19 protein-coding genes are annotated in these 23841 nt (G+C 75.0%); 10 read left to right on the plus strand and 9 right to left on the minus strand.

Annotated features, from left to right (window positions below; genetic code table 11):
• The first annotated feature begins 47 nt into the window (after nt 1-47).
• Nucleotides 48-605 carry an FxsA family membrane protein gene (gene fxsA / locus ABD350_RS17115; RefSeq protein WP_344348980.1) on the plus strand — a complete coding sequence of 186 codons (558 nt, stop codon included), beginning with the start codon at nt 48-50 and terminating at the stop codon, nt 603-605.
• A 120-nt stretch (nt 606-725) separates the two neighbouring features.
• On the opposite strand, the gene ABD350_RS17120 is transcribed toward fxsA, so the two are convergent.
• The 3 genes from ABD350_RS17120 to yczE form a co-directional block, all read right to left on the minus strand.
• Nucleotides 726-1100: an RNA polymerase-binding protein RbpA gene (locus tag ABD350_RS17120; RefSeq protein WP_003977404.1), complete on the minus strand. Its 375-nt coding sequence runs from the start codon at nt 1098-1100 to the stop codon at nt 726-728.
• Between the two features lie 325 nt (nt 1101-1425).
• A complete protein-coding gene (locus ABD350_RS17125) occupies nt 1426-2196 on the minus strand; it encodes a glycerophosphodiester phosphodiesterase family protein (RefSeq protein WP_344349013.1) in 771 nt (256 codons plus the stop codon).
• Nucleotides 2197-2198: 2 nt separating this feature from the next.
• Complete coding sequence (yczE, locus tag ABD350_RS17130; protein ID WP_344348981.1) at nt 2199-2870, minus strand: membrane protein YczE; 672 nt, start codon at nt 2868-2870, stop codon at nt 2199-2201.
• 103 nt (nt 2871-2973) lie between these two features.
• On the opposite strand from yczE, the gene ABD350_RS17135 reads away from it, so the two are divergent.
• Nucleotides 2974-4479, plus strand: coding sequence for an SCO1417 family PLP biosynthesis transcription factor (locus ABD350_RS17135; protein WP_344348982.1), 1506 nt, complete (start codon nt 2974-2976; stop codon nt 4477-4479).
• Nucleotides 4480-4606: 127 nt separating this feature from the next.
• Here the strand turns inward: ABD350_RS17135 and ABD350_RS17140 are convergent, their stop codons facing one another.
• A complete protein-coding gene (locus ABD350_RS17140) occupies nt 4607-6217 on the minus strand; it encodes a hypothetical protein (RefSeq protein WP_344348983.1) in 1611 nt (536 codons plus the stop codon).
• Between the two features lie 40 nt (nt 6218-6257).
• Nucleotides 6258-6452, minus strand: coding sequence for a hypothetical protein (locus ABD350_RS17145; RefSeq protein WP_030620070.1), 195 nt, complete (start codon nt 6450-6452; stop codon nt 6258-6260).
• Between the two features lie 303 nt (nt 6453-6755).
• On the opposite strand from ABD350_RS17145, the gene ABD350_RS17150 reads away from it, so the two are divergent.
• The 4 genes from ABD350_RS17150 to ABD350_RS17165 all read left to right on the plus strand — a co-directional run bounded on the left by ABD350_RS17150 (nt 6756) and on the right by ABD350_RS17165 (nt 11467).
• Nucleotides 6756-7148 carry an ankyrin repeat domain-containing protein gene (locus ABD350_RS17150; protein ID WP_344348984.1) on the plus strand — a complete coding sequence of 131 codons (393 nt, stop codon included), beginning with the start codon at nt 6756-6758 and terminating at the stop codon, nt 7146-7148.
• A 300-nt stretch (nt 7149-7448) separates the two neighbouring features.
• Nucleotides 7449-8867 (plus strand): HEAT repeat domain-containing protein, encoded by a 1419-nt coding sequence (locus ABD350_RS17155; RefSeq protein ID WP_344348985.1) that lies wholly within the window; start codon nt 7449-7451, stop codon nt 8865-8867.
• Nucleotides 8868-9152: 285 nt separating this feature from the next.
• Nucleotides 9153-10280, plus strand: a complete 1128-nt coding sequence (locus ABD350_RS17160) for a glycosyltransferase family 4 protein (RefSeq protein WP_344348986.1) — start codon at nt 9153-9155, stop codon at nt 10278-10280.
• Nucleotides 10277-11467 (plus strand): glycosyltransferase, encoded by a 1191-nt coding sequence (locus ABD350_RS17165; RefSeq protein WP_344348987.1) that lies wholly within the window; start codon nt 10277-10279, stop codon nt 11465-11467. The genes ABD350_RS17160 and ABD350_RS17165 overlap by 4 nt, the downstream gene beginning before the upstream one ends.
• A gap of 330 nt (nt 11468-11797) precedes the next feature.
• Here ABD350_RS17165 and ABD350_RS17170 read toward each other — a convergent pair whose 3' ends face one another.
• From ABD350_RS17170 to ABD350_RS17185, 4 genes are all read right to left on the minus strand, one after another.
• Nucleotides 11798-12667 (minus strand): 5-oxoprolinase subunit C family protein, encoded by an 870-nt coding sequence (locus tag ABD350_RS17170; protein WP_344348988.1) that lies wholly within the window; start codon nt 12665-12667, stop codon nt 11798-11800.
• Between the two features lie 172 nt (nt 12668-12839).
• Nucleotides 12840-13457 carry a 5-oxoprolinase subunit B family protein gene (locus tag ABD350_RS17175; protein WP_344348989.1) on the minus strand — a complete coding sequence of 206 codons (618 nt, stop codon included), beginning with the start codon at nt 13455-13457 and terminating at the stop codon, nt 12840-12842.
• Nucleotides 13454-14212 (minus strand): LamB/YcsF family protein, encoded by a 759-nt coding sequence (locus tag ABD350_RS17180; protein WP_344348990.1) that lies wholly within the window; start codon nt 14210-14212, stop codon nt 13454-13456. The genes ABD350_RS17175 and ABD350_RS17180 overlap by 4 nt, the downstream gene beginning before the upstream one ends.
• 166 nt (nt 14213-14378) lie before the next feature.
• Nucleotides 14379-15701 carry an MFS transporter gene (locus tag ABD350_RS17185; RefSeq protein WP_344348991.1) on the minus strand — a complete coding sequence of 441 codons (1323 nt, stop codon included), beginning with the start codon at nt 15699-15701 and terminating at the stop codon, nt 14379-14381.
• Between the two features lie 128 nt (nt 15702-15829).
• On the opposite strand from ABD350_RS17185, the gene ABD350_RS17190 reads away from it, so the two are divergent.
• From ABD350_RS17190 to ABD350_RS17205, 4 genes are all read left to right on the plus strand, one after another.
• Nucleotides 15830-16537, plus strand: a complete 708-nt coding sequence (locus tag ABD350_RS17190) for a GntR family transcriptional regulator (RefSeq protein WP_344348992.1) — start codon at nt 15830-15832, stop codon at nt 16535-16537.
• A 91-nt stretch (nt 16538-16628) separates the two neighbouring features.
• Nucleotides 16629-18158: a hypothetical protein gene (locus tag ABD350_RS17195; protein WP_344348994.1), complete on the plus strand. Its 1530-nt coding sequence runs from the start codon at nt 16629-16631 to the stop codon at nt 18156-18158.
• Between the two features lie 31 nt (nt 18159-18189).
• Complete coding sequence (locus ABD350_RS17200; protein WP_344348995.1) at nt 18190-19068, plus strand: hypothetical protein; 879 nt, start codon at nt 18190-18192, stop codon at nt 19066-19068.
• Nucleotides 19069-19129: 61 nt separating this feature from the next.
• Nucleotides 19130-23770 (plus strand): coiled-coil domain-containing protein, encoded by a 4641-nt coding sequence (locus ABD350_RS17205; protein ID WP_344348996.1) that lies wholly within the window; start codon nt 19130-19132, stop codon nt 23768-23770.
• Nucleotides 23771-23841 lie beyond the last annotated feature (71 nt).

The following is a 23841-nucleotide window of genomic DNA, read 5'->3' on the forward strand; positions in this document are numbered from 1 at the left end:
GTCACTCCCTTATCCGGTGCTGAGCCGTGCCCAGGCACACTGGGAGCATGACGACTGGCGCTCCGACCTCCCCGTACCCCGCACGCCGCCGGCGCTCCCGGCTGCGCAGGTATCTGCCGCTGGGCCTCGCCGCCTGGCTGGTGCTGGAGATCTGGCTGCTGACCCTGGTCGCGGGCGCGGCGGGCGGCCTCACGGTGTTCCTGCTCCTGGTCGCGGGCCTCGTGGCCGGATCGGTGGTCATCAAGCGGGCGGGCCGGCGCGCCTTCGCGAGCCTGAACGAGGCCGTACGCCAGGGCGGCTCGCCTGCGCGGGGCGGCGGCAACGGCCTGATGATGCTCGGCGGTCTGCTGCTGATGATCCCGGGCCTGGTCTCGGACGCGGCCGGCCTGCTCCTGCTGCTCCCGCCCGTCCAGCGGGCGGTCGGCCGGCTCGCCGAGAACGCCCTGGAGCGGAGCCTGCGCCGGGTCGCCCCGGGCAGCCTGGGGGACGTGTTCCAGCAGGCCCGCATGCACCGGCCCGACGGCAAGGTGGTGCCGGGCGAGGTCATCCGGGACGACGAGCCGCGCGACGCCTCGCAGGGGCCCCGTCCGCCGCTGACGCGCTGAGCGGTCCCGGCGCGGGGCGCTTTCCGGCGCACGACGACGGCGGGCGCCGTACATGATCTCCATGTACGGCGCCCGCCGTCGTATGTGTCGCGCTCTGTACCGGCCGAGCCCCCGCGGGGACTAGGCGCTCTTGCGGCTGTCCCGGGGGTGGACCGCGATGTTCATCGCGCCCGAACGCAGCACCGCCAGACGCTCCTCAAGGACCTCTTCGAGTTCCTCGCGGGTGCGCCGCTCCATCAGCATGTCCCAATGGGTGCGCGCGGGCTTGGCCTTCTTCTCCTCGGGACCGTCACCGTCCACCAGGAGTGCCTGGGCACCGCAGACCTTGCACTCCCACTCCGGCGGGATCTCCGCCTCCACAGAGAAGGGCATCTCGAAGCGGTGCCCCTTCTCACATGCGTACTCCACGGCCTGGCGCGGGGCCAGGTCGATGCCGCGGTCCGTCTCGTAGCTGGTCACTACGAGGCGCGTACCGCGAAGAGCTCGCTCACTCATGAATCGTGCCTCCCGGGCTTGTCGCCCACAGGACAGGTGTCGCTGTCGTCGTCATCCGGTCAACGTCCGGTCGGCGGTAAAGATTCCCGTTCCGGGTCATGCGTCGCCGTCGTAGCCGCCCCTTGTTCTACCCACAGGCGCCCGGTTTGTCACATCTGCTAGCAGATGTCACCCAGCGTTTCGGCATCTTTGACGCGCAGTAACGGTACGCCTGGCAGGCCAAACGCGTACACTACCGCCCTTTCGCGCCGAGTGCGAAATCGCTTCCGGATCCACCGGAGCCGGCTTCCCGTCGCCGAGGCCGGGAAAGAGGCGTTCCGGGCGGTCAGGCCCAGACGCCGCGCTCCTCCATGACCTCGCGCAGGGTGCCGATGTGATCCGTCATGATGCCATCGACTCCGAGGTCCAGGAGCCGGTGCATCCGCTCCGGTGCGTTGACGGTCCACACGTGCACCTGGAGTCCGCGCGCGTGGGCGGCGCGGACGAAGCGGCGGTCGGCCACGGGCACGCCCGACCGGCTCTCGGGTACCTGCGCGGCCACGGCCGACCGGCGCACCGCGGCCGGCAGTCCCCAGGAGCGCAGCCGCAGGCCCAGCACCCCGCGCGTGCCGAACGAGGTGGCGAGCCGGGGCCCGGCCAGCCGCTGCGCGCGCACCACCCGCGCCTCGGAGAAGGAGCCCACGCAGACCCGGTCCCAGGCGTTCGCGCGCTCGACCAGCTCCAGCAGGGGGCGCAGCGCCGGCTCCGCCTTGACGTCGATGTTCCAGCGCGCTTCGGGAAAGGTCTCCAGCAGTTCCTCGAACAGCGGCACCGGTTCCCGGCCCGCCACGCGCGCGTGCCGTATCTCCGCCCACGGCAGGTCGGCGATCCGGCCCGCGCCGTCGGTGACCCGGTCCAGCGTGGCGTCGTGGAAGGCGACCAGCCGCCCGTCCGCCGTGGCGTGCACATCGGTCTCGATGTACCGGTAACCCAGCCGCACCGCCCGCCGGAACTGCGCCACGGTGTTCTCCAGGCCGTCGGCCGCGCCGCCCCGGTGCGCGAAGGGGATCGGCCCCGGGTGGTCGAGATACGGGTGGCGCGGGGCGGGCGTCGTCAAGGTCACGAACGCAGTATCACCCGCTCGGGTGTCCCGCCGGCGACGATCGTGCTGCCCGCCGGTGCCGGGGGGACGGCGAACGCCCGCAGGAACACCTGCGCCAGCGGGCCGATGGACACCGCGTACAGCACGGTGCCGACCCCGATGGTGCCGCCCAGGGCGAACCCGGTCACCACCACCGCCACCTCCACCGCCGTCCGCATCAGCCGGATCGACCGGCCGGTGCGCCGGTGCAGCCCGGTCATCAGCCCGTCCCGCGGGCCCGGGCCGAAGCGCGCGGAGATGTACAGGCCGGTCGCCATGCCGTTGAGCACGATGCCGGCGACGAGCAGGGGCACGCGCAGGGCGAGGGAGTGGACGTCCGGAAGCACCGCGAGGGTGCCGTCCATCGCCAGGCCGACCACGAAGACGTTGGAGACCGTCCCCAGCCCGGGCCGCTGCCGCAGCGGGATCCACAGCAGCAGCACCGCCGCGCCCACGATGATCGACAGCACCCCGATGCCGAGCCCGGTCAGCCCCGCGAGCCCCTGGTGCAGCACGTTCCACGGCTCCAGGCCCAGCCCCGCCGCCACGAGCAGCGCGGAACTCACGCCGTAGAGAACGAGTCCCGCGTACAGCTGGACCAGGCGCCGGCCGAGCCGACGGCCGGGCGCCGTGCCGGTCCGAGTGGACATGAAAATTCCCCCCTGAGTGGTGGCGGTGGCCTGACGCATGACACTCTGTGGCTTGTTAATCCTCGCCATCCATGGCCAATCCGGGGAAGGTGGACTGATCTTCATGGCGCAGTGGACCTCGGCGGTGGGGGCCGCGCAGCTCGCCCGGCTCCTCACCTCCCAGCAGGACCGTCCGGCCGGCCCCGGCACCCGCCGTCCCCCCGCCTACCGCGCCCTCGCCGACGGCATCCGGCTCCTCGTCCTGGAGGGCCGTGTCCCGGTGGCCGCGCGCCTGCCCGCGGAACGCGAACTCGCCCTCGCCCTCGCCGTCAGCCGCACCACCGTCGCGGCGGCCTACGAGGCGCTGCGCGGGGAGGGCTTCCTGGAGTCCCGGCGCGGTGCCGGCAGCTGGACCGCCGTACCGGCGGGCAACCCGATCCCCGCGCGCGGCCTGGAGCCGCTGCCTCCGGAGGCCCTCGGCTCGATGATCGACCTGGGCTGCGCCTCGCTCCCGGCACCCGAACCATGGCTCACCCGGGCCGTCCAGGGCGCCCTGGAGGAACTGCCGCCGTACGCCCACACCCACGGCGACTACCCGGCCGGGCTGCCCGCGCTGCGCTCGATGATCGCCGAGCGGTACACCGCGCGCGGGATCCCCACCATGCCGGAGCAGATCATGGTGACGACCGGCGCGATGGGCGCCATCGACGCCATCTGCCATCTCTTCGGGGGCCGCGGCGAACGCATCGCCGTCGAGTCGCCGTCCTACGCCAACATCCTCCAGCTCATGCGGGAGGCGGGGGCCCGGCTGGTCCCGGTCGCGATGGCCGAGGGGCTGTCCGGCTGGGACATGGACCGCTGGCGCCAGGTCCTGCGCGAGGCCGCCCCGCGCATCGCCTACGTGGTCGCCGACTTCCACAACCCCACCGGGGCGCTCGCCGAGGAGGACCAGCGGCGCCGGCTGGTGGACGCGGCCCGCTCGGCCGGCACCGTGCTCGTCGCCGACGAGACGATGAGCGAGCTATGGCTCGACGAGGAGGTCCGGGAGGGCATGCCCCGGCCGGTGTGCGGTTTCGACCCGGCCGGCTCCACGGTGATCACGGTGGGCTCGGCCAGCAAGGCGTTCTGGGCGGGGATGCGCATCGGCTGGGTGCGCGCGGCGCCGGACGTCATCCGCAGCCTGGTCGCCGCGCGGGCGTACGCCGACCTGGGCACGCCGGTGCTGGAGCAGCTGGCCGTGAACTGGCTTTTCAGCACGGGCGGCTGGGAGCAGGCGGTCGAACTGCGCCGGGCGCAGGCCCGGGAGAACCGGGACGCCCTGGTGGCGGCGGTGCGCCGGGAGCTGCCCGACTGGGAGTTCGAGGTGCCGCGCGGCGGGCTGACCCTCTGGGTCCGGGCCGGCGGCCTGTCCGGCTCCCGCCTCGCGGAGGCCGGCGAGCGGACGGGGGTCCGGGTTCCGTCCGGGCCGCGCTTCGGTGTCGACGGCGCCTTCGAGGGCTATCTGCGGCTTCCGTTCACCGTCGGGGGAGCGGTGGCGGACGAGGCGGCGTCCCGGCTGGCCGCGGCGGCCCGCCTGGTGGAGTCGGGCGCGACGGGGGCGACGGAGTCGCCGCGCACCTTCGTGGCGTAGGGCGGCGGGTCCTGACGGCCGGGGTGGGGCCGTGTCTGATGGCCGGGGGGCCGGGCTCCGGCGTCCGCCCGCACCCGGTGGTCGCGCGCGCGGTTCCCCGCGCCCCTTCGGGACGCCCGGGCGTCGGTCAGGACTCCGCCGCCACCGCTTCCGCCCGTACCGGTGTCTGCTCCGGCGCCGGTTTCGCGAGGCCCGCCGGCGTGGACCCCGCGGCGGTGGCCCGCGGGGGCAGCAGCTCCAGCACCGCCTGCCGGTCGGCGTCGCTCGTGGCGTCGTCGTAGGGGTCGGGGGTACGGGGCACCTGGAGCCGGTGCACCGGGCCGGAGCCCAGCCGGGCGTACCCCCGCCCGGGCGGCACCCGCGTCGGCGGTGTCGTGTGCGGTGCCGCCCCGAGCACCGCCTCCACCTGCTGCGGCGCGGTGGCTCCCAGCACGACACGCGCGCGCGTGTGCTGCCGTACCGCGTCGCCGAGCGTCTCCGCGCTGTCGAACTGCTCGGCGACGACCACCGTCACATTCGCCGCGCGGCCGTGCCGCAGCGGCCCCTGGAGCAACGCTTGCGGATCCCCCCGCCCGTCGGCCGCCGCCAGGTGCGTGAAGACGGCGGGCCGGTCCAGCAGGAGCCACAGCGGGCGCCGGGTGTCCGCGGGCGGCGGGTCGCCCGCCTGCCGGGCCAGGTTGACCGCGATGAGCCGCCGCTCGGTCTCCCGCGCGGCCCACTCCAGGCTGGCCAGCGCCCCGGCGAGCGCGCACTCCACCGCCAGTACGCCGTCCCGGCCGGTCAGGCAGGCGTACTCACCGGTGCCGCCGCCGTCGACGATCAGCACATCGCCGTGGCGCAGGGCCTGCAGGGCGATGGAGCGCAGCAGGGTCGACGTGCCGCTGCCGGGATGGCCGACGGCCAGCAGGTGCGGCTCGGTGGAGCGGATGCCGGTGCGCCAGACGACCGGCGGGACGTCGATCCGTTCCTCTCCGTAGGACAGGGGAAGCGTGCGCTGGACCTCACTGGGGTCGGTGTAGCCGAGGACGGTCTCGCCGGGCGCGGTGACGAAGGGCTGGGCGGGGATGTCGGCGGGCAGCGGCGCGAGAACGGTGACGGTGAGCCGGTTGCCCTCCTCGTCCCAGTCGAAGTGGTACTCGCGGCCCCGCCCGGCCTTGGCGGTGAGCAGCTGCTCGACCCGCGCCCGGGCCTGGGGCTCGCCGTCCGGGAAATAGGCGGGGTAGCGGATCACCAGGTGGCCGACGCGCCCGGCGTCGTCGAACTCGTAGGCGGTGAAGGCCTGCTCCCACTCCCCGCCGTGCGCGTACAGCGGCGCCGGGTCCTCGGGGGCGGAGAAATACGGCACCAGGGCGTCGTAGAGCGCTTTGAGGCGTTCGGTCCGGGAGGCGTCGGGTCCCTCCGGCGCCGACGGGGTGCGGTCGCGGCCCTGCCAGGCCGCCGCCGCCATCACCGTGACGACGGCGAGCAGCGGTCCGTACGGCATCAGGGCCACGACCATGATCGCGGAGGTCGCGAGGAACAGCACCGGCCCGCGTCTGTCCTTGGGCGTGTCCGCCCACCTGCGACGGCCGGCCGAGGCCAGCACGCCCAGCCCGCGCGCGACGGTGATCAGCGGATGAAGGACGTCGGTGGCGCTGTCGGCCGCCGTCCGGGCCAGTTCCCTGCTCCGGGCGAGCTGCGTCCGGGCGATCTGGGCGCTGTCCTTGCTCAGAATGCGGGGGAGAGGGCGCCGGGCCACTGCTGACTCCTCGTCGTGCGTGCGGACGGTGGGGGCGGGGTCAGAACTTGATGCCGCCCAGGAGGCTGGCCAGGCTCTCTCCTCCGGCCTTGATGCTCGGGGCGATGCCTGTGGTCGACAGGTAGAAACCGAACAGGGCCGACACCGTGGCGTGCGAGCCCTTCAGCCCGTCCTTGCGGAAGAACAGGAAGACGACGATGCCGAGCAGCAGCACGCCGGAGAGGGAGAGGATCATTTGGGGCCTCCTGGTGTCGAAGGTGGGGGACAGTCACCATGAGTTCTTCCAGGATCACAGCATGTATCCATACGATTAAAGGTGCAACTGGGTGTAAACCGGTGGATCCCGCCCACTCGGAGGAAGCGGTTGCGGCCTGGTTGACCAGCGCTGTTGCCTCGTGCGGGGCCCGTCGGTGATCTTTACCTCGGGCACATCGGGTCATGTGCCCCGAGAGCCAGTACGCTGGCGATTCACTCGTACGAAGCAGTCCCCGCAGCAGTGGGGCACGTCCCCTTATCAGCATGGAGAGGCGGTCCGGCCATGAGTGAAGCCCTCGACCCCGAGGTCGTGGAGCTGGCGACCAAGATCTTCGATCTGGCCCGGCAGGGGCAGACCGAGGCGCTCGTGGCGTATGTCGACGCGGGCGCTCCCGCCAACCTCACCAACGACCGCGGCGACTCCCTGGTGATGCTCGCCGCCTACCACGGCCACGCCGACACGGTGCGCGCGCTGCTCGCCCGCGGCGCCGCCGCCAATGAGGTCAACGACCGGGGCCAGACCCCGCTCGCGGGTGCCGTCTTCAAGGGCGAGACCGATGTGATCAAGGCCCTGCTGGAAGGCGGAGCCGACCCTTCCAAGGGCACGCCGTCGGCCGTCGACACGGCCCGGATGTTCGGCAAGACCGAACTGCTGGAACTGTTCGGCGCGCGCTGAACCGAATATTCCGACCAGCAACGACACGGAAAACGGGGGAGGCGGTACAGGGCCGCCGGAAATACGGTCGCGGCAGCACACAGCGCGGGTCATCATGACGACGTGATTCACGGACGCGATGGCTGGGCAGGTGTTGCCGCACCGCGCGGGCCGTGATGCGGTCCGCATGGGCCACCGACGAGAGGCAGAGAGAGATGGTCTACAGCAAGCAGGAAACGGCGGGCGCTCCGACGTTGTGTCGCACGGCCAGGTAACGCGTATTCACCGGTTGCGTCGACGCTTGATGTGAGGCTGTTTCCCATGTTCGATCCGGTCATAGCGCCCAGCGGCACCCTGCTCGGGCTGCTCCAGCGCGGCCGTGGCGACGGCACGCTGCACGCGCTGACGGCCCCGCGCGCCGAAGCGCTCGCGGCCCTCAACCACTGTGTACTGCGCGACCCCCGCCACGACTGGCAGGTGGAGAACCGCTCCCTCTACTACGCCCGGCTCTACCTCGACCTGAACGGCGGACTCGACGCCGTGGAGGCGCACCTCTTCGACGCCGAGGACGTGCTCGACACCGACGAGTCCCGCACCGGCCTGGCCCTCGCCGTCCTCGGCCACCTCGCCTCCTACGGACGGCGGGACGCCCTCGACCTGTTGCGCAGGTATGCCGCGCACGGCTCCAACTGGGCCTGGGCCCTCGACGAGCTGGCCCTGCGGGACGACGACGCGGGCCTGCGCGCCCTCGCCGCGCCCGTGTTGGCCCGCTTCGCCACCGACCCCGAGGGCGAGGCCGACCTGGCCGCCGCCGTACGCGACGCCTTCGAACCACGGCCCTGGCGGCTGTGGGCCGAGGACCCGCGCGCGTCGATCGCCACCCGCGTGCGTGCCGCCCAGGAAACCGGCTGCTTCGACCGCTGGCAGCGGCAGATGCGCCCCACCGGCCCCCGGCCCGGCTGGAGCGTGCGGGCCGTCTTCGAGTGGGCCCAGCAGGGCATGGAGCGCGGCGCCGCCCTCCATGTGCCCGCCGCCCGCTGTCTGGTCGCCGTGGCCGGCCCCGAGGACCGGCCCGAGATCCTCCGGGCCGCCAGGAGCGGCGACGACGGAGCCCGCTGCACCGCCCTGCGCTACCTCGCCGACAGCGACGACCCCGCCGCCCTCGATCTCGTCGAGGCCGCGGTCGCCGACGGGACCACGGCCGTCGTGGAGGCCGCCGTCGACGCCTTCGAACGGATGCGCGGCGTCGCCGCCGTGGACCGCGCGCGCGGCTGGGCCCGGCGCCCCGACGCGCTCGGCGCCGCCGCCGGCCGCATCCTCGCCTGCCGCGGCGGCACCCGCGACCGCGACCTCGTCCTCGCCGCCCTGCGCCAGGCCGTACGCGGCGAGGGGCCCGACGCGCCCACCCTGTGGACCCTCGTCGACGGTGCCGGACGCCTCGGCATCGGCTGCGCGGCCCCCGTCCTGCGGCACGTCTACCGCGAGACGGCCTCCTCCCACCTGAGGGGCCGCGCCGCCCGCGCGCTGGCCGCGACCGACCCCTCCTTCGCCGCCGGCTTCGCCGTCGAGTGCCTGTGGGACTGCGAGGAGACCACCCGCGAACTCGCCGCCCGGCACGCCGAGACCGGTGACACCCGGGTCGTGGAGCGGCTGCGCCGCCTGGCCGCCGACCCGGCCGAGGAGGCCGAGGTGCAGACCGCCGTACGCAGCCGCTTCGGGCCCGACGCCGCCCTCGGCTGACCCCACCCGCACCTCCCTGCCGGGGCGGACGACCGCCCGGCGGGTGAACTCCGGATGACCCGCGGGCCAGGGCACCGTGACAGCCGCCTGTCCCGCGGGGGGCGGAGCGTGGAGGGGCGCCTGTTCGGCGGGGTGGACCGCTGTGGGGGCGCCTGGTCCGTGGGGGCCTGGTTCGCAGGAGGAGCGCCTGGTTCGTGGGGCGGGCCGCTCAACGCTCATGGGACGTTCCCCGCGCCGAAAGATCGAAGTTGACGTGGGCACGTCCGGCGCGGCGACAACACCCGTATGCGTGTCGTCATCGTGACCGAATCCTTTCCCCCCGATGTGAACGGCGTGGCCCACTGCGCGCTCCAGACCGCCCGGCACCTCGTAGACCGCGGTCACCACCCGCTCGTCGTCGCCCCCGCCCCGGCCCCCGGCACCGGCCCGGACCCGGACGCCCCGTGCCCGGTCGTCCGGGTTCCCTCCCTGCCCCTCCCCGGCTACCCCCAGGTTCGCGTCGCCCTGCCCAGCCGGCGCCTCGCCGCCGCCCTCGTCACCCACCGCCCCGACGTGGTCCACCTGGCGGGCCCCTTCGTCCTCGGCGTGCGGGGCATGGCCGCCGCCGCCCGGCTCGGCATCCCCGCCGTCGCCGTCTACCAGACCGACCTGGCCGGATACGCCCGCACCTACATGGGCGCCGGAGAGGCCGCGGCGTGGCGGCGGATCCGCTCCGTGCACGCCGCCGCCGACCGCACCCTGGCCCCCTCCAGCGCCGCGTGGGCCGACCTGGAGGCGCACGGCGTACCACGGGTACGGCTGTGGCCGCGCGGCGTGGACACCGTACGTTTCCGGCCGGACCGCCGGGACGAGGCGCTGCGCCGCGAACTCGCCCCGCACGGCGAACGGATCGTCGGCTACGTCGGCCGGCTCGCCCCCGAGAAGCACGTCGAACTCCTCTCCGGGGCCTGCGGACTGCCCGGCGTGCGGGTCGTGGTCGTGGGCGACGGACCCAGCCGGGCCCAGCTCGCCGAGGCCCTGCCCGGCGCGGTCTTCCTGGGCCGGCGCACCGGCGGCGAACTGGCCAGGATCTTCGCCTCGCTGGACCTGTTCGTGCACACCGGCCCCTTCGAGACCTTCTGCCAGACCGTCCAGGAGGCCATGGCCAGCGGGGTGCCGGTCGTCGCACCCGCCGCCGGCGGCCCACTCGACCTGGTCGCCCACGGCCGCACCGGCCTGCTCGTCCCGCCGCGCGACGCCACCGCCGTCCGGGAGGCCGTCCGGGTCCTGGCCGCCGACCCCGCGCGGCGGTCCGCCTACGGCGCCGCCGCCCGCGCGAGCGTCGAGGGCCGCACCTGGGCCGCCGTCGGCGACCAGCTGATCGACCACTACGACCAGGTCCTCGCGGCCCGCCGGACGGCGGTGGCGGCATGACCGGGCCGTCCCTGCGCATCGTCCGCCTCGCCAACTTCGTCGCCCCCGCCTCCGGCGGCCTGCGCACCGCCCTGCGCGAACTCGGCAAGGGCTACCTGGCCGCCGGCCACGAACCCGTCCTGATCGTGCCCGGCGAACGGCACACCGACCGCGCCACCGAGCAGGGCCGGGTCATCACCCTGCCCGGCCCGCCGCTGCCCGGCACCGGCGGCTACCGGGTCCTCACCGACCGGCGGCGGGTGGCCGCCCTGCTGACGGAGCTGGCCCCGGACCGGCTGGAGGTCTCCGACCGGACCACCCTGCGCTGGACCGGCCGCTGGGCCCGACGCGCGCGCGTGCCCGCCGTGATGGTCTCCCACGAGAGCGCCGACGGCGTCCTGCGCACCTGGGGTCTGCCCGAACCGCTCGCCCGGCGCACCGCCGACTCCCTCAACACCCGTACCGCGCACGTCTACTCACGGGTGGTGTGCACCACCGGGTTCGCCGAGCGCGAGTTCGTCCGCATCGGCGCGCGCAACGTCGTACGCGCCCCCCTGGGCGTCGACCTGATGGAACGCCACCCCGCGCTGCGCGACCCCGGGCTGCGGGCCCGCCACGCGCGCGTGGACGAGACGCTGCTCGTGCTGGCCTCCCGGCTGTCCGTGGAGAAACGGCCCGGTACGGCCCTGGACGCCCTGGAGGAGCTATTGCGGCGCGGCCGGCGCGTGGTGCTCGTGGTCGCCGGGGACGGGCCGCTGCGGCCCCGGCTGGAGCGGCGCGCCCGCACCCGTCGGCTCCCGGTGACCTTCCTCGGGCACGTGTCCGACCGGGCCGCCCTCGGCGCGCTCCAGGCGTCCGCCGACGTGTGCCTCGCGCCCGGGCCCGCCGAGACCTTCGGTCTGGCCGCGCTGGAGGCCATGGCGTGCGGCACTCCCGTGGTGGCGAGCGCCCTCTCCGCGCTGCCCGAGGTCATCGGCTCCGCCGGAGCCACCGCGGCCGGCGGCCCGGAGACGTTCGCGGACGCCGTGGAACTGCTCCTGGACCGCGGCGGACCCGAGCGTCGGGAAGCGGCACGCGCGCGTGCGGAGTGCTTCGGCTGGGGAACGGCCGTGGAGGCGTTCCTCGCGGCCCACGACGCGGCGGAGGTGCCGCGCCGCGCCGACGCCCGCCCCGCCGTGCCGGAGCCGGAGCCTGAGGGCGTGGCGTGACAGGCGACGCCGGGCGCCGCTCGGGCCGGTGCGCGGCAGCGGGGCGGCCGCCGGCCGCATGTGCGGCGGCCTCGGGGCGTGCGCCCCGTCCGGTGGCGCGGGCGGTGAACCGCTCCGGCTCACCGCCCGCCGGGCGGAAGGACGACGGGCGGGAGGACGACGGGCGGGAGGACGACGGACGGGAGGGCGCCGCGTGGGAGGACGACGGGCGGGGCACGCGGGCAGATGGCACGCGGGCAGACGGCGCGCGGGAGGCCACCGACGAGGGCGGCCGGACCGCGGGGCTCCGCCGTGCCGTTCCGGTGGCTCCCCCGGAGCGGGCCGCCGGGGTCAGCGGCGCCGTACCGGGACGAACCTGACCAGCGTGCCCGGTGGCGCCTGCGCGGCGGCGGGCAGATCGGCGGTGCGCACCACCGCGATCACCGGGTAGCCGCCGGTGGTCGGATGGTCCGCGAGGAAGACCACCGGCCGCCCGTCCGGCGGCACCTGGACCGCGCCGAGCACCATCCCCTCGCTGGGCAGTTCCCCGGGCCGGGCCCGCTCCAGCGCGGGCCCCTCGGTACGCAGACCGATGCGGTTGCTCGCCGAGGAGACCCGGTACGCGCGCGTGGTGAGGTCCCGGACCGCGCCCGCCGTGAACCAGTCGTCGCGCGGACCCAGGGTCACCCGGAGCACCAGCTCGGCGGGCGGACGCGGCTGTGGGGCGCCGTCCACGCGCGCGGGAGGGCCGGCCGGGGGGCCCAGCGGCAGGACCGTGCCGTCCGTGAGCGGGGCCGGGCCCAGGCCGGACAGCAGGTCGGTGGCGCGGCTGCCGAGGACCGGCTCCACGGTGATGCCGCCGGAGACGGCCACATAACCGCGTACGCCGGCCGTGGCCGCGCCCACCTCCAGCAGCTCGCCCGCCGGCACCACGACCGGGGCGCCCCACGCGGCCGGGCGACCGCCCACCGACACCGGGCTCGGCGCGCCGCCGACCGCGACCGTCACCGTGGAACGCGCGCGCAGCGCACAGCCGTTGAGCGTGGTCTCCAGGACGGCGGCGTCCGGCGGATTGCCGACGAGCCGGTTCACCAGCGCCGCCGCGGGCCGGTCGAGCGCCCCGGAGCGGGGCACGCCGAGGTGCGCGTACCCCGGCCGCCCCTGGTCCTGCACGGTCGTCAACACCCCGGCGCGCACCACGACGAGCACACGGTCACTCACGCACCCACCTCCCCGGACGGGACCACCGGGACGCCCGTGACACGAGCCGGGGCACCGGCGGCGCCCGCCCGCGTGGCGGCGGGGCGGCCCCGTACGGCAGCCGTACCTGTCCGCGTGGCGGCCACGCGCGCGTGGGCGGCGGTCGTCCGGCGCCCCTGCTTTCCCTTTCGCGTCACGCGTCCTCCCGCGGTACGAAGCGCACGCGCGCCCCCGGGGACAGCAGCGCGGCCGGCACGCGCGTGTGGTCCCACAGCACCGCGTCCGTCGTGCCGATCAGCTGCCAGCCGCCCGGGGAGGTGCGCGGGTAGACGCCCGTGTACGGCCCGGCGAGCGCGACGGCGCCCGCGGGGACGGCCGTGCGCGGGGTGGCGCGGCGCGGGACGGCGTAGTGGTCCGGCAGCCCGGTGAGATAGCCGAAGCCCGGGGCGAAGCCGCAGAAGGCCACCGTGAACTCGGTGCCGGCGTGGATGCGGGCCGCCTCCCGCTCGGTCACCCCCCAGTGCGCGGCGACCACCGCGAGGTCCGGGCCGTCGTAGCGCACGGGCAGTTCGATCAGCTCGCGCGCGCGGGAGGGCACCTCCGGTACCCGCGCGGTGGTCAGTTCCGCCGCCCAGCGGTCGGGGTCGGCCAGCCCGTCGAGCAGGACCGTACGGGCCGCCGGAACGATCTCCCGGACGGTGAGCGCGCCCTCCGCGCGGCGGCGCAGCAGCTCCGCGTGCAGGGCCTGCGCCTCCTTTCCGGACGACACCTCCACCAGGAGCGCGTCGTCGCCCACGAGAAGCGCCCTCACGCGAACGCCTCCACCCGCACGCCCGCCGCCTCCAGCCGTTCGCGCACCCGGCGGGCCAGGCCGACCGCGCCGGGCGTGTCGCCGTGCAGGCACAGCGAACGGGCGCGCACCGGGATCCGCGCGCCGGAGTGCGCGACGACCGCGCCGTAGCGCGCCAGGCTCACCGAGCGCTCCACGACCGTGTCCGGGTCGGTCACCACGGCGCCCTCCCGGTCGCGCGGCATCAGGGTGCCCTCGTCGGTGTACGCGCGGTCCGCGAAGGCCTCCGGAACGGCCGGCAGCCCCGCCTCGGCGGCCAGTTCCAGCAGCCGCGAGCCGGGCAGGCCCAGCACCGGCAACGAGGGGTCCGCGAGGCGGACGCCGTCGATCACCGCGCGGGCCTGCCCGGCGTCGTACACCACCCGGTTGTAGAGCGCGCCGTGCGGCTTGACGTACGCCACCCGCGCCCCCGCCGCCCGGGCGAACACCTCCAGCGCGCCGATCTGGTAGGCCACCTCGGCCGCCAGCTCGGCGGGCGGCACGTCCATCGCGCGCCGCCCGAAGCCGGCCAGGTCCCGGTAGGAGACCTGCGCGCCGATCGTCACGCCGCGCTCGGCCGCCAGCTCGCACACCCGGCGCATGGTGGCCGCGTCTCCCGCGTGGAAGCCGCAGGCCACGTTGGCGCTGGTGACGACGGACAGCAGCGCTTCGTCGTCGGTCAGCCGCCAGCGCCCGAAGCCCTCGCCGAGGTCGGCGTTCAGATCGATCGCGGTCATGGTGTTCTCGTGTCTCCGGTGTCTCGTGCGGGTCGCTCGTACGGCGGTCGCCGGTGGTGGTTCCGTACGGCGCTTCTCTGCGGCGCTTCCGCACGGTGGTTCCGTACGGCGGTTGCCCCTGGTGGTTCTCGTGCGGCCGGCGGACCGGCCGCCCCGCGTGCGTGCCTCAGGCCAGCTCCCTCCCGCGGGTCTCCGGCAGCCCCAGCAGGGCCAGCGCGGCGACGCCGTAGCCGAGCGCGCCGAAGACCAGCGCGCCGCCGACGCCCCAGCTGTCCGCCAGGAACCCCACCACGGTCGGGAACACCGCGCCCACCGCACGGCCCGTGTTGTACGTGAACCCCTGCCCGGTGCCGCGCACCGCCGTCGGGTACAGCTCGCTCAGATAGGAGCCGAAGCCGCTGAAGATGGCCGACATGCAGAAGCCGAGCGGGAATCCGAGCACCAGCAGCAGGGTGTCGGCGCCGTGCGGGATGTTCGCGTACGCCAGGATGCACAGCGCCGACAGCAGCGCGAACAGCCAGATGTTGTTCCGCCGGCCCAGCCGGTCGGTCAGCACCCCGCCGGTCAGGTAGCCGAGGAAGGCGCCGGAGATCAGGAAGGCCAGATAGCCGCCCGTGCCGACGACCGACAGACCGCGTTCGGACTTCAGGTACGTCGGCACCCAGGTCGCCAGCGTGTAGTAGCCGCCCTGGACGCCCGTCGACAGCAGGCTCGCGAGGAGCGTCGTGCGCAGCAGGCCCGGCACGCCGTCCCGGCCGGGGCGGAAGACGGCCGCGAACGAGCCGCGCCCCGGGTCCTGCTCCCGGGCCGCCGTCGCCGTGGGTGCGTCGTGCACCCGGCGGCGCAGCCACACCACGAGCAGCGCCGGCAGCGCCCCGGTCCAGAACATCACCCGCCAGGCCAGGTCCTCGCCGACGAAGGAGAACACCAGCGTGTAGACCACCGCCGCCAGTCCCCAGCCGACCGCCCAGGAACTCTGGACCGCGCCGAGCGTACGGCCCCGGTGGCGCGCGCTCGCGTACTCGGCGACCAGGATCGCCCCGACCGCCCACTCGCCGCCGAAGCCGAGGCCCTGGAGGGCGCGGAAGACCAGCAGCGTCTCGTAGGTGGGCGCGAAGCCGCAGGCGACGGTGAACACGGCGTACGTGATCACCGTGATCATCAGGGCCCGGACCCGGCCGACCCGGTCCGCGACCACGCCGGCCACGGCACCGCCGACCGCCGAGACCACCAGCGTCACCGTGGTGAACAGACCCGTCTGGCCGCTGTCGAGGCCGAAGTACGCCGCGAGCGCCACCATGCTCAGCGGCAGGGTGAAGTAGTCGTAGGAATCCAGGGCATAACCGCCGAAAGCTCCGGCGAAGGCGCGCCGGCCGCGTGGGCCGAGGGCGCGCAGCCAGCCGAACGGGCCGTCCTCACCGGCCCGTTCATCTCCCGCCGACCGTACGTCGGCGCGGGGCCCGGACCGGGGCGGTGGGGTCGTGCTCATGGGCACCTCGCAGAAAGGGGGACGGAGGGTGCTGGGAAGTGAGCCGTGTCGAGCACCGTAGAGGATCGTTCAACGATCCCTCAATACCCATGTTGTTTCGTCCTGATGTCTGCGATTGAATTCCGGGCATGGCAGAGCAGTTGACGGGACTGGCCGGCGACCGTGTCCTCCTGGGCCGCACCAGCACCGCGGAGCGGGTCGCCGACATCCTCAGGAGCCGCATATCCGAGGGCTACTTCCCGCCCGGCACCCGGCTGTCGGAGGACGGCATCGGCGGGGCCCTCGGCGTCTCCCGCAACACCCTGCGCGAGGCCTTCCGGCTGCTCACCCACGAACGCCTGCTGGTCCACGAACTCAACCGGGGCGTGTTCGTCCGGGTCCTGACAGTGGAGGACGTGGAGGACATCTACCGCACGCGCGCGCTGGTCGAGTGCGCCGTCGTCCGCGGCCTCGGGGCGCCGCCGTACCGGCTCGGCGGACTGGTCTCGGCGGTCGAGGAAGGGCACAGGGCCGCCGCGGAGAACGACTGGAAGGCCCTGGGCACCGCCAACATCCACTTCCACCGGGAGCTGGTCGCCCTGGCCGGAAGCGAACGCGCCGACGAGCTGATGCGCAGCGTCTTCGCCGAGCTGCGCCTGGCCTTCCACGTGGCGGACGACCCGCGCCGGCTGCACGAGCCCTACCTCGCCCGCAACGCCCGGATTCTGCGGGCGCTCCAGGCCGGGGACACCAAAGGCGCGGAACGGCTCCTGGAGACGTACCTCGCGGACTCCCTGGAACGGGTCGTCGAGGTCTACCGGCGCCGGGTGGGCGAGGACGCGGCCGGCCCCTCCTGACCGGCACGGCAGGCCGTCTTCCGCCTCTGTGACGGCCGTCGCTTCTGAGCCGTTTGGGCCGATGTCAGACCCAGGACCTAGTCTGTGCACCGTGACTTCGCCTGCATCGACGGACAGTGTTCCGCCCCAGCTCAGCGCGGGGCCGCGCCCGGCGCAGGGCCCGGCCGCCGACGAGGGGCTGGCGCGCCGGCTGCGCGCGCTCGCCTGCACCGCGCCGCTGCACGACCTGGACGTGCGCAAGGCCAACCTGGCCGGCGAGTACTCGGTGTACGGGATGGCCGAGGTGGCGCTGGCCGCCATCGACCTGGTCACGCTGAACATGGACTTCGACACGGGCGCCGACCACGAACAGGTCGTCGCCCGGCTGGTCCCGCGCATCGCCGCCCAGGCACCGCACCGGTCCGCCGCCGAACACGAGCGCGTGGCCCGCTGGGTCCTGGAGAACCTGATCAACGTCGGCAGCGTCGACCGCGGCTTCCGCGCGGTCTACGGCACCTTCGCGCCGGACGGCACGTACGTCCGCCGTGACTACGACTTCAAGCTGATCGAGGAGGTCCCCGGCCCCGGCGGCACGGTCTACCTGCGCACCACGGACGAGGCGGTCAACGTCCTGGTCGGCGCCCTCGACACGGACGTCACCAGCGCCCAGATCGCCGCCGAGGTCAAGCTGGAGGTGCTGATCAGCCGCGGCCGGCTCGCCGACGCCCAGCTCGCCGCCGAGCAGGCCCGCTACCGCACGGTGCAGTACTCCGAGACGCTGCGCCGCGCCCTGGAGGCCACCCGGCGCAACGTCCGCGCGGTCGACTGGCTCAACACCGTCCCCGACATGATCGCCGAGGCCCTGGACCACGTGGCCGAGCGCTACCGCCACGAGAACGCCATCCTCACCAACATCCGCAAGGCCCGCGACGAGACCGAGGAGCCCGAGCACAAGCGCCGCGCCGCCGAGCTGGTCGACATCGTCAAGGACTGCATCCGGCGCCACACCCAGCTCCAGTCGCGCCTGCTGGAGGCCGGCCCGCTGTTCCGCGCCGAACAGGACCGGCAGGCCTTCGCCACCCCGGCGGCGACGTCCGGGACGGACCTCTACGGCCATCTCCTCGCCCCGGTCCTGCCGTTGCCGCTTGAGCAGGCGATCCGGGTCACCGACGCGTTCTTCGCACGCGGCACCGGACCGCGCACCCCGGTGTCCGTCCGGATCGGCGACCTCGTCGACATCCTGCTGACCCCGCCCGTGGAACGGGAGCACCTGGGCGCGGAGATGCCCGAACCCGACCTGATCGCCACGCCCGACGACAGCCGGTTCAGCGAGGAACAGCTCGCCGCGGCGACACACCTGCTGGACCTGCCCCCGGACGCGCCCCGACGGCTGTCCGGGCTGCTCGCCGAGGCCCGCCGCACCGGCGACCCCGACCTCGCCTACCTGGTGGCGCTGCTCGCCGTCCACGCGGCCAGCCCCGCCGTCGGCACCGCCTACCGGCAGGGCGAGGAGAAGCTGCTCTTCGCCGTGGACGACGGGACCGAGCTGGACGATCCCGAGTTCGGCGGGGCCGACCTCATCGTGGGAACGGCCCTGCTGGACGCCGCCGGGATGGCGGCCGACCGGACGGAAGCAGCATGAGTGAGCACGACCGCGACAAGGAGCCGAACCCGTGACCGAGCACGTCGAGTGGAGCGAGGCGGAGACACCCGCCCCGCCGGCGCCCACCGCCGTCACCCCCGCCGACGCCGCCGACGCGGCGCGGCTCGTCGCCTTCGGACTCCAGCCCAAGCTGGCGCCCGCCCGCGACCAGGAGTACACCGAACTGCTGCGCCGCTACCGCGAGGACCCGGCCTTCGCCCGGCTCGCCGACGCCGTCGCCGCCGGACTGGGGCTCGTCGTGCTGGAGGTGTCCCCGCGCGCGGGCATGGCCGTCACCGCCGCCGAGGACTCGGTCTTCGCCGTGCGCATGGGCGACTACGCGCGTCGCACCGCCGCCGACTCCGGCGACCGCTTCCTGCACGGCCTGGCCCATCTCGCCGTCGCCGCGCTGGCGTTCCCGCGCCCCGAGGACCTCGCCGACGACTCCTACATCGGCCGGGTCACCGTCAACGGCGTCGACGCCTTCGTCCGGCAGGCCTGCCGCCGCCTGGAGGAGCGCGCCGAGGAACGCGGCGAGAACACCGACCCGGCCACCGACGCACCCGGCCTGGAGGCCGCCTGGCGGATCTGGGCCAGGCGCAGCGCCACCGGCGCCACCAAGGACGCCCGCCGCCCCGCCGCCTCCACCACCGGCATCGTTGCCAAGGCCCTGGCCTTCCTCACCGACTCCGGCTTCCTGCAGCGCACCGGCGACGACAACGGCGGCACCTACCGCACCACCGCCCGCTACCAGCTCCAGGTCCGCGACATGGCCGGCAACGCCGCCCTGGCCGAACTGTCCGAGCTGGGCGTCGTCCCGGTCACCGACGGCACGGCCACCCTGCTGCCCGCCGAGGACACCGACGCCCTGGACCTGGTGGCCGAGGCCGGGCTGCCGTTCCACTCCTGAACCCCTGCCCCGCACCAACCCCGAACCCCCTCCACCGCAAGAACACTGACGAGAGTCCGCCATGTACGAGCTGTCCCGGGTCCGCCTCTACTCCATCGGTCCCGCCGGTGCGCGCTACGCCGACACCGTGCTTGACCTGCGGGGTGTCGGCGAGCCCGTGCCCGACCCGGCGCCCACGCAGGCGGAGTTCTTCGAGGAGGAGCCGTCCGGCCCGCCGCGCCGGCCCGCGCCCGCGGGCGTGCTGTTCCTGGAGAACGGCGGCGGAAAGTCCGTCCTGCTCAAGTTGATCTTCTCGGTGATGCTGCCGGGCCACCGCAACACCCTCGGCGGCGCCAGCTCCGGTGTGTTGCGCAAGTTCCTGCTCGCCGACGACTGCGGCCATGTGGCCCTGGAGTGGCAGCACGTGCAGACCGGCGAGTGCGTGGTCGTCGGCAAGGTCAGCGAGTGGCGTGGACGGCAGGTCTCCAACGACCCGCGCAAGTTCGCCGAGGCCTGGTACTCCTTCCGCCCCGGTCCCGGCCTCAGCCTGGACAGCCTGCCCGTCGCCGAGGCCACCGCCGTACGGCCGCCCGCCGAGGGCACCTCCGGCGCGCACGGCCGCCGCCGCACCATGAAGGGCTTCCGCGACGCCCTCATGGAGGCCGGCAAGGCCTACCCGCACCTTGAAGTGCACTGGGAGGAGATCCACGAGCGCTGGACCGAGCACCTCGGCGACCTCGGCCTGGACCCCGAACTCTTCCGCTACCAGCGCGAGATGAACGCCGACGAGGGCGAGGCGGCCGGCCTCTTCGCGGTCAAGAAGGACTCCGACTTCACCGATCTGTTGCTGCGCGCCGTCACCGACACCCGCGACACCGACGGCCTCGCCGACCTCGTCAGCGGCTTCGGCAGCAAACTCGGCCGACGCGCCGAGCTGATCGCCGAACGGGACTTCACCGCCGGTTCGGTCGACCTGCTCGGAAGGATCATCGAGGCGGCCGACGCCCGGGCACGCGCGCGTGACGTGCACGCGGGCGCCGAACGCCGTACCCGCACGCTGGCCCGCCGACTGTCCGCGCGGGCCGTGCGGGAACGGGTCCGGGCCGCCGACCTCGCCCAGCGGGTGACGGCCGCCGCCTACGCCGTCACCCACTCCGAGGGCGCCCGCGAGCGCAGCGCCCTCATCGCCGCCGAACTCGCCTACCGGCACGCCTCGCTGGCGCTGGCCGCCGCCGAGAAATCCGCCGCCGCGCAGAAGCGCGAACTGGCCGACGCCCGCACCCTGCACTCCGCCTGGCAGGCCGCCGAGGCCGTGCTGCGCCACCGGGCCGCCGCCGACCGTGTCGCGCGCGTGTCCGCCGCCATCCAGGAGGCCGAACGGGACGCGGCCCCCGCGCTCGCCGCCCGCGCCAAGGCCGCCGTGGACCTCGTGCGGGCCCTGCACGCGGCCGCCGAGAGCGCCGAGACCCTCGCCAACGAGGAGGAGGAGCGGTCCGCCGCCCTCCAGGAGTCCGGCGACTGCGCCTACCGCGACTCCACCACCGCCGCCACCGAAGCGCAGCGGGCCCGCAGCGAGGCCGGGCACCTGCGCCAGCGGCTCGCCGAGGTCGAGCAGGAGACCGCCGAGGCGGTCCGCGCGGGCTGGCTGGACGACAGCGCCCCGGACGCCGACCCGGCACGGGCCGCGCTCGCCGCCAGCGACGCCGAGAAGACCGCCGTGGCCGCCTGGGACGCGGCTCGTGAGTCCGCCCGCAAGGCCACCGAGCACGCGCGCGAGACCGCCGCCGCCGAGTCCCGCGCCGAGCTGACCGCGGCCCGCGCGGCGGACGCGGCCACCGCTGCCGAGCGCGCGTACGAGGCCGAGCGGCGCCTCGCCGAGTCGCTGGCCGCCGAGGAACGGCTGGCGGAACTGCTGAGCCTGCCCGGGGCACCGAGCACGGTCCGCGTGCCCGGCCCGCGCACCGGGGCCGACGACGCCGTCCCGGCACCCCGTACCGTCGCGGAGGGCGCGCTCACCCCCGAGGAGCTCGACCGCTTCGCCGACGAGCTGCGCGAACTCCTCGACGACGCCGTGTCCACCGCCGAACGGCACCTGTTCGACCTGCGCACGGCGGCCGCCGACGACGCCCGGATCCTCGGCGCCCTCGGTGACGGCGGGCTGCTGCCGCCCGGCCCCGACGTGCTGGCCACCGTCGAGTTCCTCGGCGAACACGGCATCCCGGCGCTCCCCGGCTGGCGCTACCTCGCCCAGGCCGTCGACCCGGCCGACCACGCGCGCGTGCTCGCCGCCCGTCCCGAGCTCGTCGACGGTGTGATCATCACCGACCCGGACACGCACGCGCGCGCCCGCGAAGTCCTCGGCGACGCCGCCCTGCTGCCCCGCTCCGCGGTAGCCGTCGGCACCGCCGCCGCGCTGCTCGCCCCGCCGCCCGCCGCCGACGCCACCCCCGGTGACGTGTTCCTGGTGCCGCCGAACCCGGCCATGCACGACGAACACGCCGCCGACGAGGAACGGCAGGCACTGCGCGCCCGGGCCACCGAGCGCGACGAGGAGATCCGCGTCCTCGCCGCCCGCCTCGGCAAGGACCGCGAACTGGCCGCCCGGCTCGCCTCCTGGCGCACCGGCTGCCCCGCCGGACGTCTGACCGAGCTGGCCCGGGCCGCCGAGGAGGCCCGCGCGTTCGCCGAGGAGGCCGAGGCCGAACTCGCCGAGGCGCGGACCGCCCGCGCGGAGGCGGAGGAGACCGCGGTGGAGGCCGCGCGGGTCCGCGACGAGCGCCAGGAGGCCGCGCAGAAGGCCCGGCGCGCCGCCGACGCCCTCGCCGGCCTCGCCCACCGGCTGCGCGAGCGCGCCGGCTGGCAGGCGAAGCTGCGCGAACTCGCCGACGAGGCGGCCGAATCCGAGGCACGCGCCCAGGCCTGCCTGGAGCGCGCCCGCGCCGCCGACGAGGACCGCCGGGCCGCGCAGCGCGCCGCCGACGACGCCCGCCGCACCGCGCGCGCCCTGCGGGCCGAGCGCTCCGAGATCGCCGGCGCCCCCGACGACGTACCCGAGGCGGACGCGGACGCCCCGAAGGCGTCCCTGCCCGCCCTCCGCGAGGCCTACCGGGCCGCCTCCCAGGTGTACGAGAAGGTCGGCGTCGGCGCCGACCTGCGCGCCGAGCAGGCCCGCGCGGAGAGCGACGAGAGCGCCGCCCGCGCCGAACTGGACCGGCTCAGCAACAAGGTCCGCACCCGCGCCGAGCAGCTGCTGCAGTCGCCCGACGGCTCCGACGGGCCGTCCCGGCAGGCCGCCGCAGCTCGCGCGGAGGAGCTGGTGCAGCTCCTGGAGACCCGTATGTCGACCGCGAGCGAACAGCTCGGCCGGCTGCGCGGCGAGACCGAGCGGCACGCCCCCGAGGACGCCGAGGCGCACACCGAGCTGCCCGAGGAACTGATCCCGCGCGACGCCGAGCACGCCCAGGCCCTGCTGCGCACCGCCACGGCCGAACTCGCCGCCACCACCGAGGCGCTGGCCGAGGCCCGGGCGGCCCACACCGAGCTGCTGGAGGCCCACCGCGCCGCCGAGGACGCGGCCGGCGGCTTCGACGAGATCGCCGCCATGCTCCGCGACCTGCTGCGCGAGCAGACGCCCGAGGAGGAGCCGGAGGAGCCGGAGCCGTACCCCGGCACCCTGGAGGAGGCCCGGCACTCCGCCGCCGAGGCCCGCCGCTCTCTGCGCGGCTGCGCCGCCGACCTGTCCGCCGCCGAGGCGGCCGTGCGCGAGGCGAGCGACGTCCTGGTCCGGCACGCCAACTCCACGCGCTACGAGCAGGTCCGCACCCCCGCCCGGCAGCAGATCCGGGAACTGCCCGCCTCCGCGCTGCCCGAGCACGCCCAGAAGTGGGCGGACGCGTTCGCGCCCCGGCTGCGCGTGCTGACCGATGAGCTGGCCCAGCTGGAACGCAACCGCGACTCCATCGTGGACCGGCTGCGCGGCCTCGTGGAGTCGGCCCTCGCCACCCTGCGCTCCGCCCAGCGGCTCTCCCGGCTGCCGGAGGGGCTCGGCGAGTGGTCCGGGCAGGAGTTCCTGCGCATCCGCTTCGAGGAACCCGACCAGGCCACGCTCACCGAACGGCTCGGCGAGGTCATCGACGAGGCCACGCGCGCGGCCGTGAAGAAGAACTCCGACCTGCGCCGCGACGGGATGTCCCTGCTCCTGCGGGGCGTCGCCGCGGCCCTCCAGCCCAAGGGCGTGGCCGTCGAGATCCTCAAGCCCGACGCCGTACTGCGCGCCGAGCGCGTCCCCGTCGGCCAGATGGGCGATGTGTTCTCCGGCGGCCAGCTGCTCACCGCGGCCATCGCCCTGTACTGCACGATGGCCGCGCTCCGCTCGAACGACCGGGGCCGCGACAAGCACCGGCACGCGGGCACGCTGTTCCTGGACAACCCGATCGGCCGGGCCAACGCCACCTATCTGCTGGAGCTCCAGCGGGCCGTGTCCGACGCGCTGGGCGTCCAGCTGCTGTACACCACCGGTCTGTTCGACACGACCGCCCTCGCCGAGTTCCCGCTGGTCATCCGCCTGCGCAACGACGCCGACCTCCGGGCGGGCCTGAAGTACATCAGCGTGGAGGAACACCTCCGGCCCGGCCTGCCCCAGCCGCCTCAGGCGGGGGAGACCGTGCACAGCGAGATCACGGCGACGCGCATGTTCAAGAAGCCGGCGCCGAGCGCTCCGTAGGGCACGGGCGCGTCGGCTCGCGCCGCCGCTCTGTTCCGCAGCGTGCAGCACATCGCACGATGCGGAACAGG

Source organism: Streptomyces nogalater, assembly GCF_039532885.1.
GTDB classification, from domain to species: Bacteria; Actinomycetota; Actinomycetes; order Streptomycetales; family Streptomycetaceae; genus Streptomyces; species Streptomyces nogalater.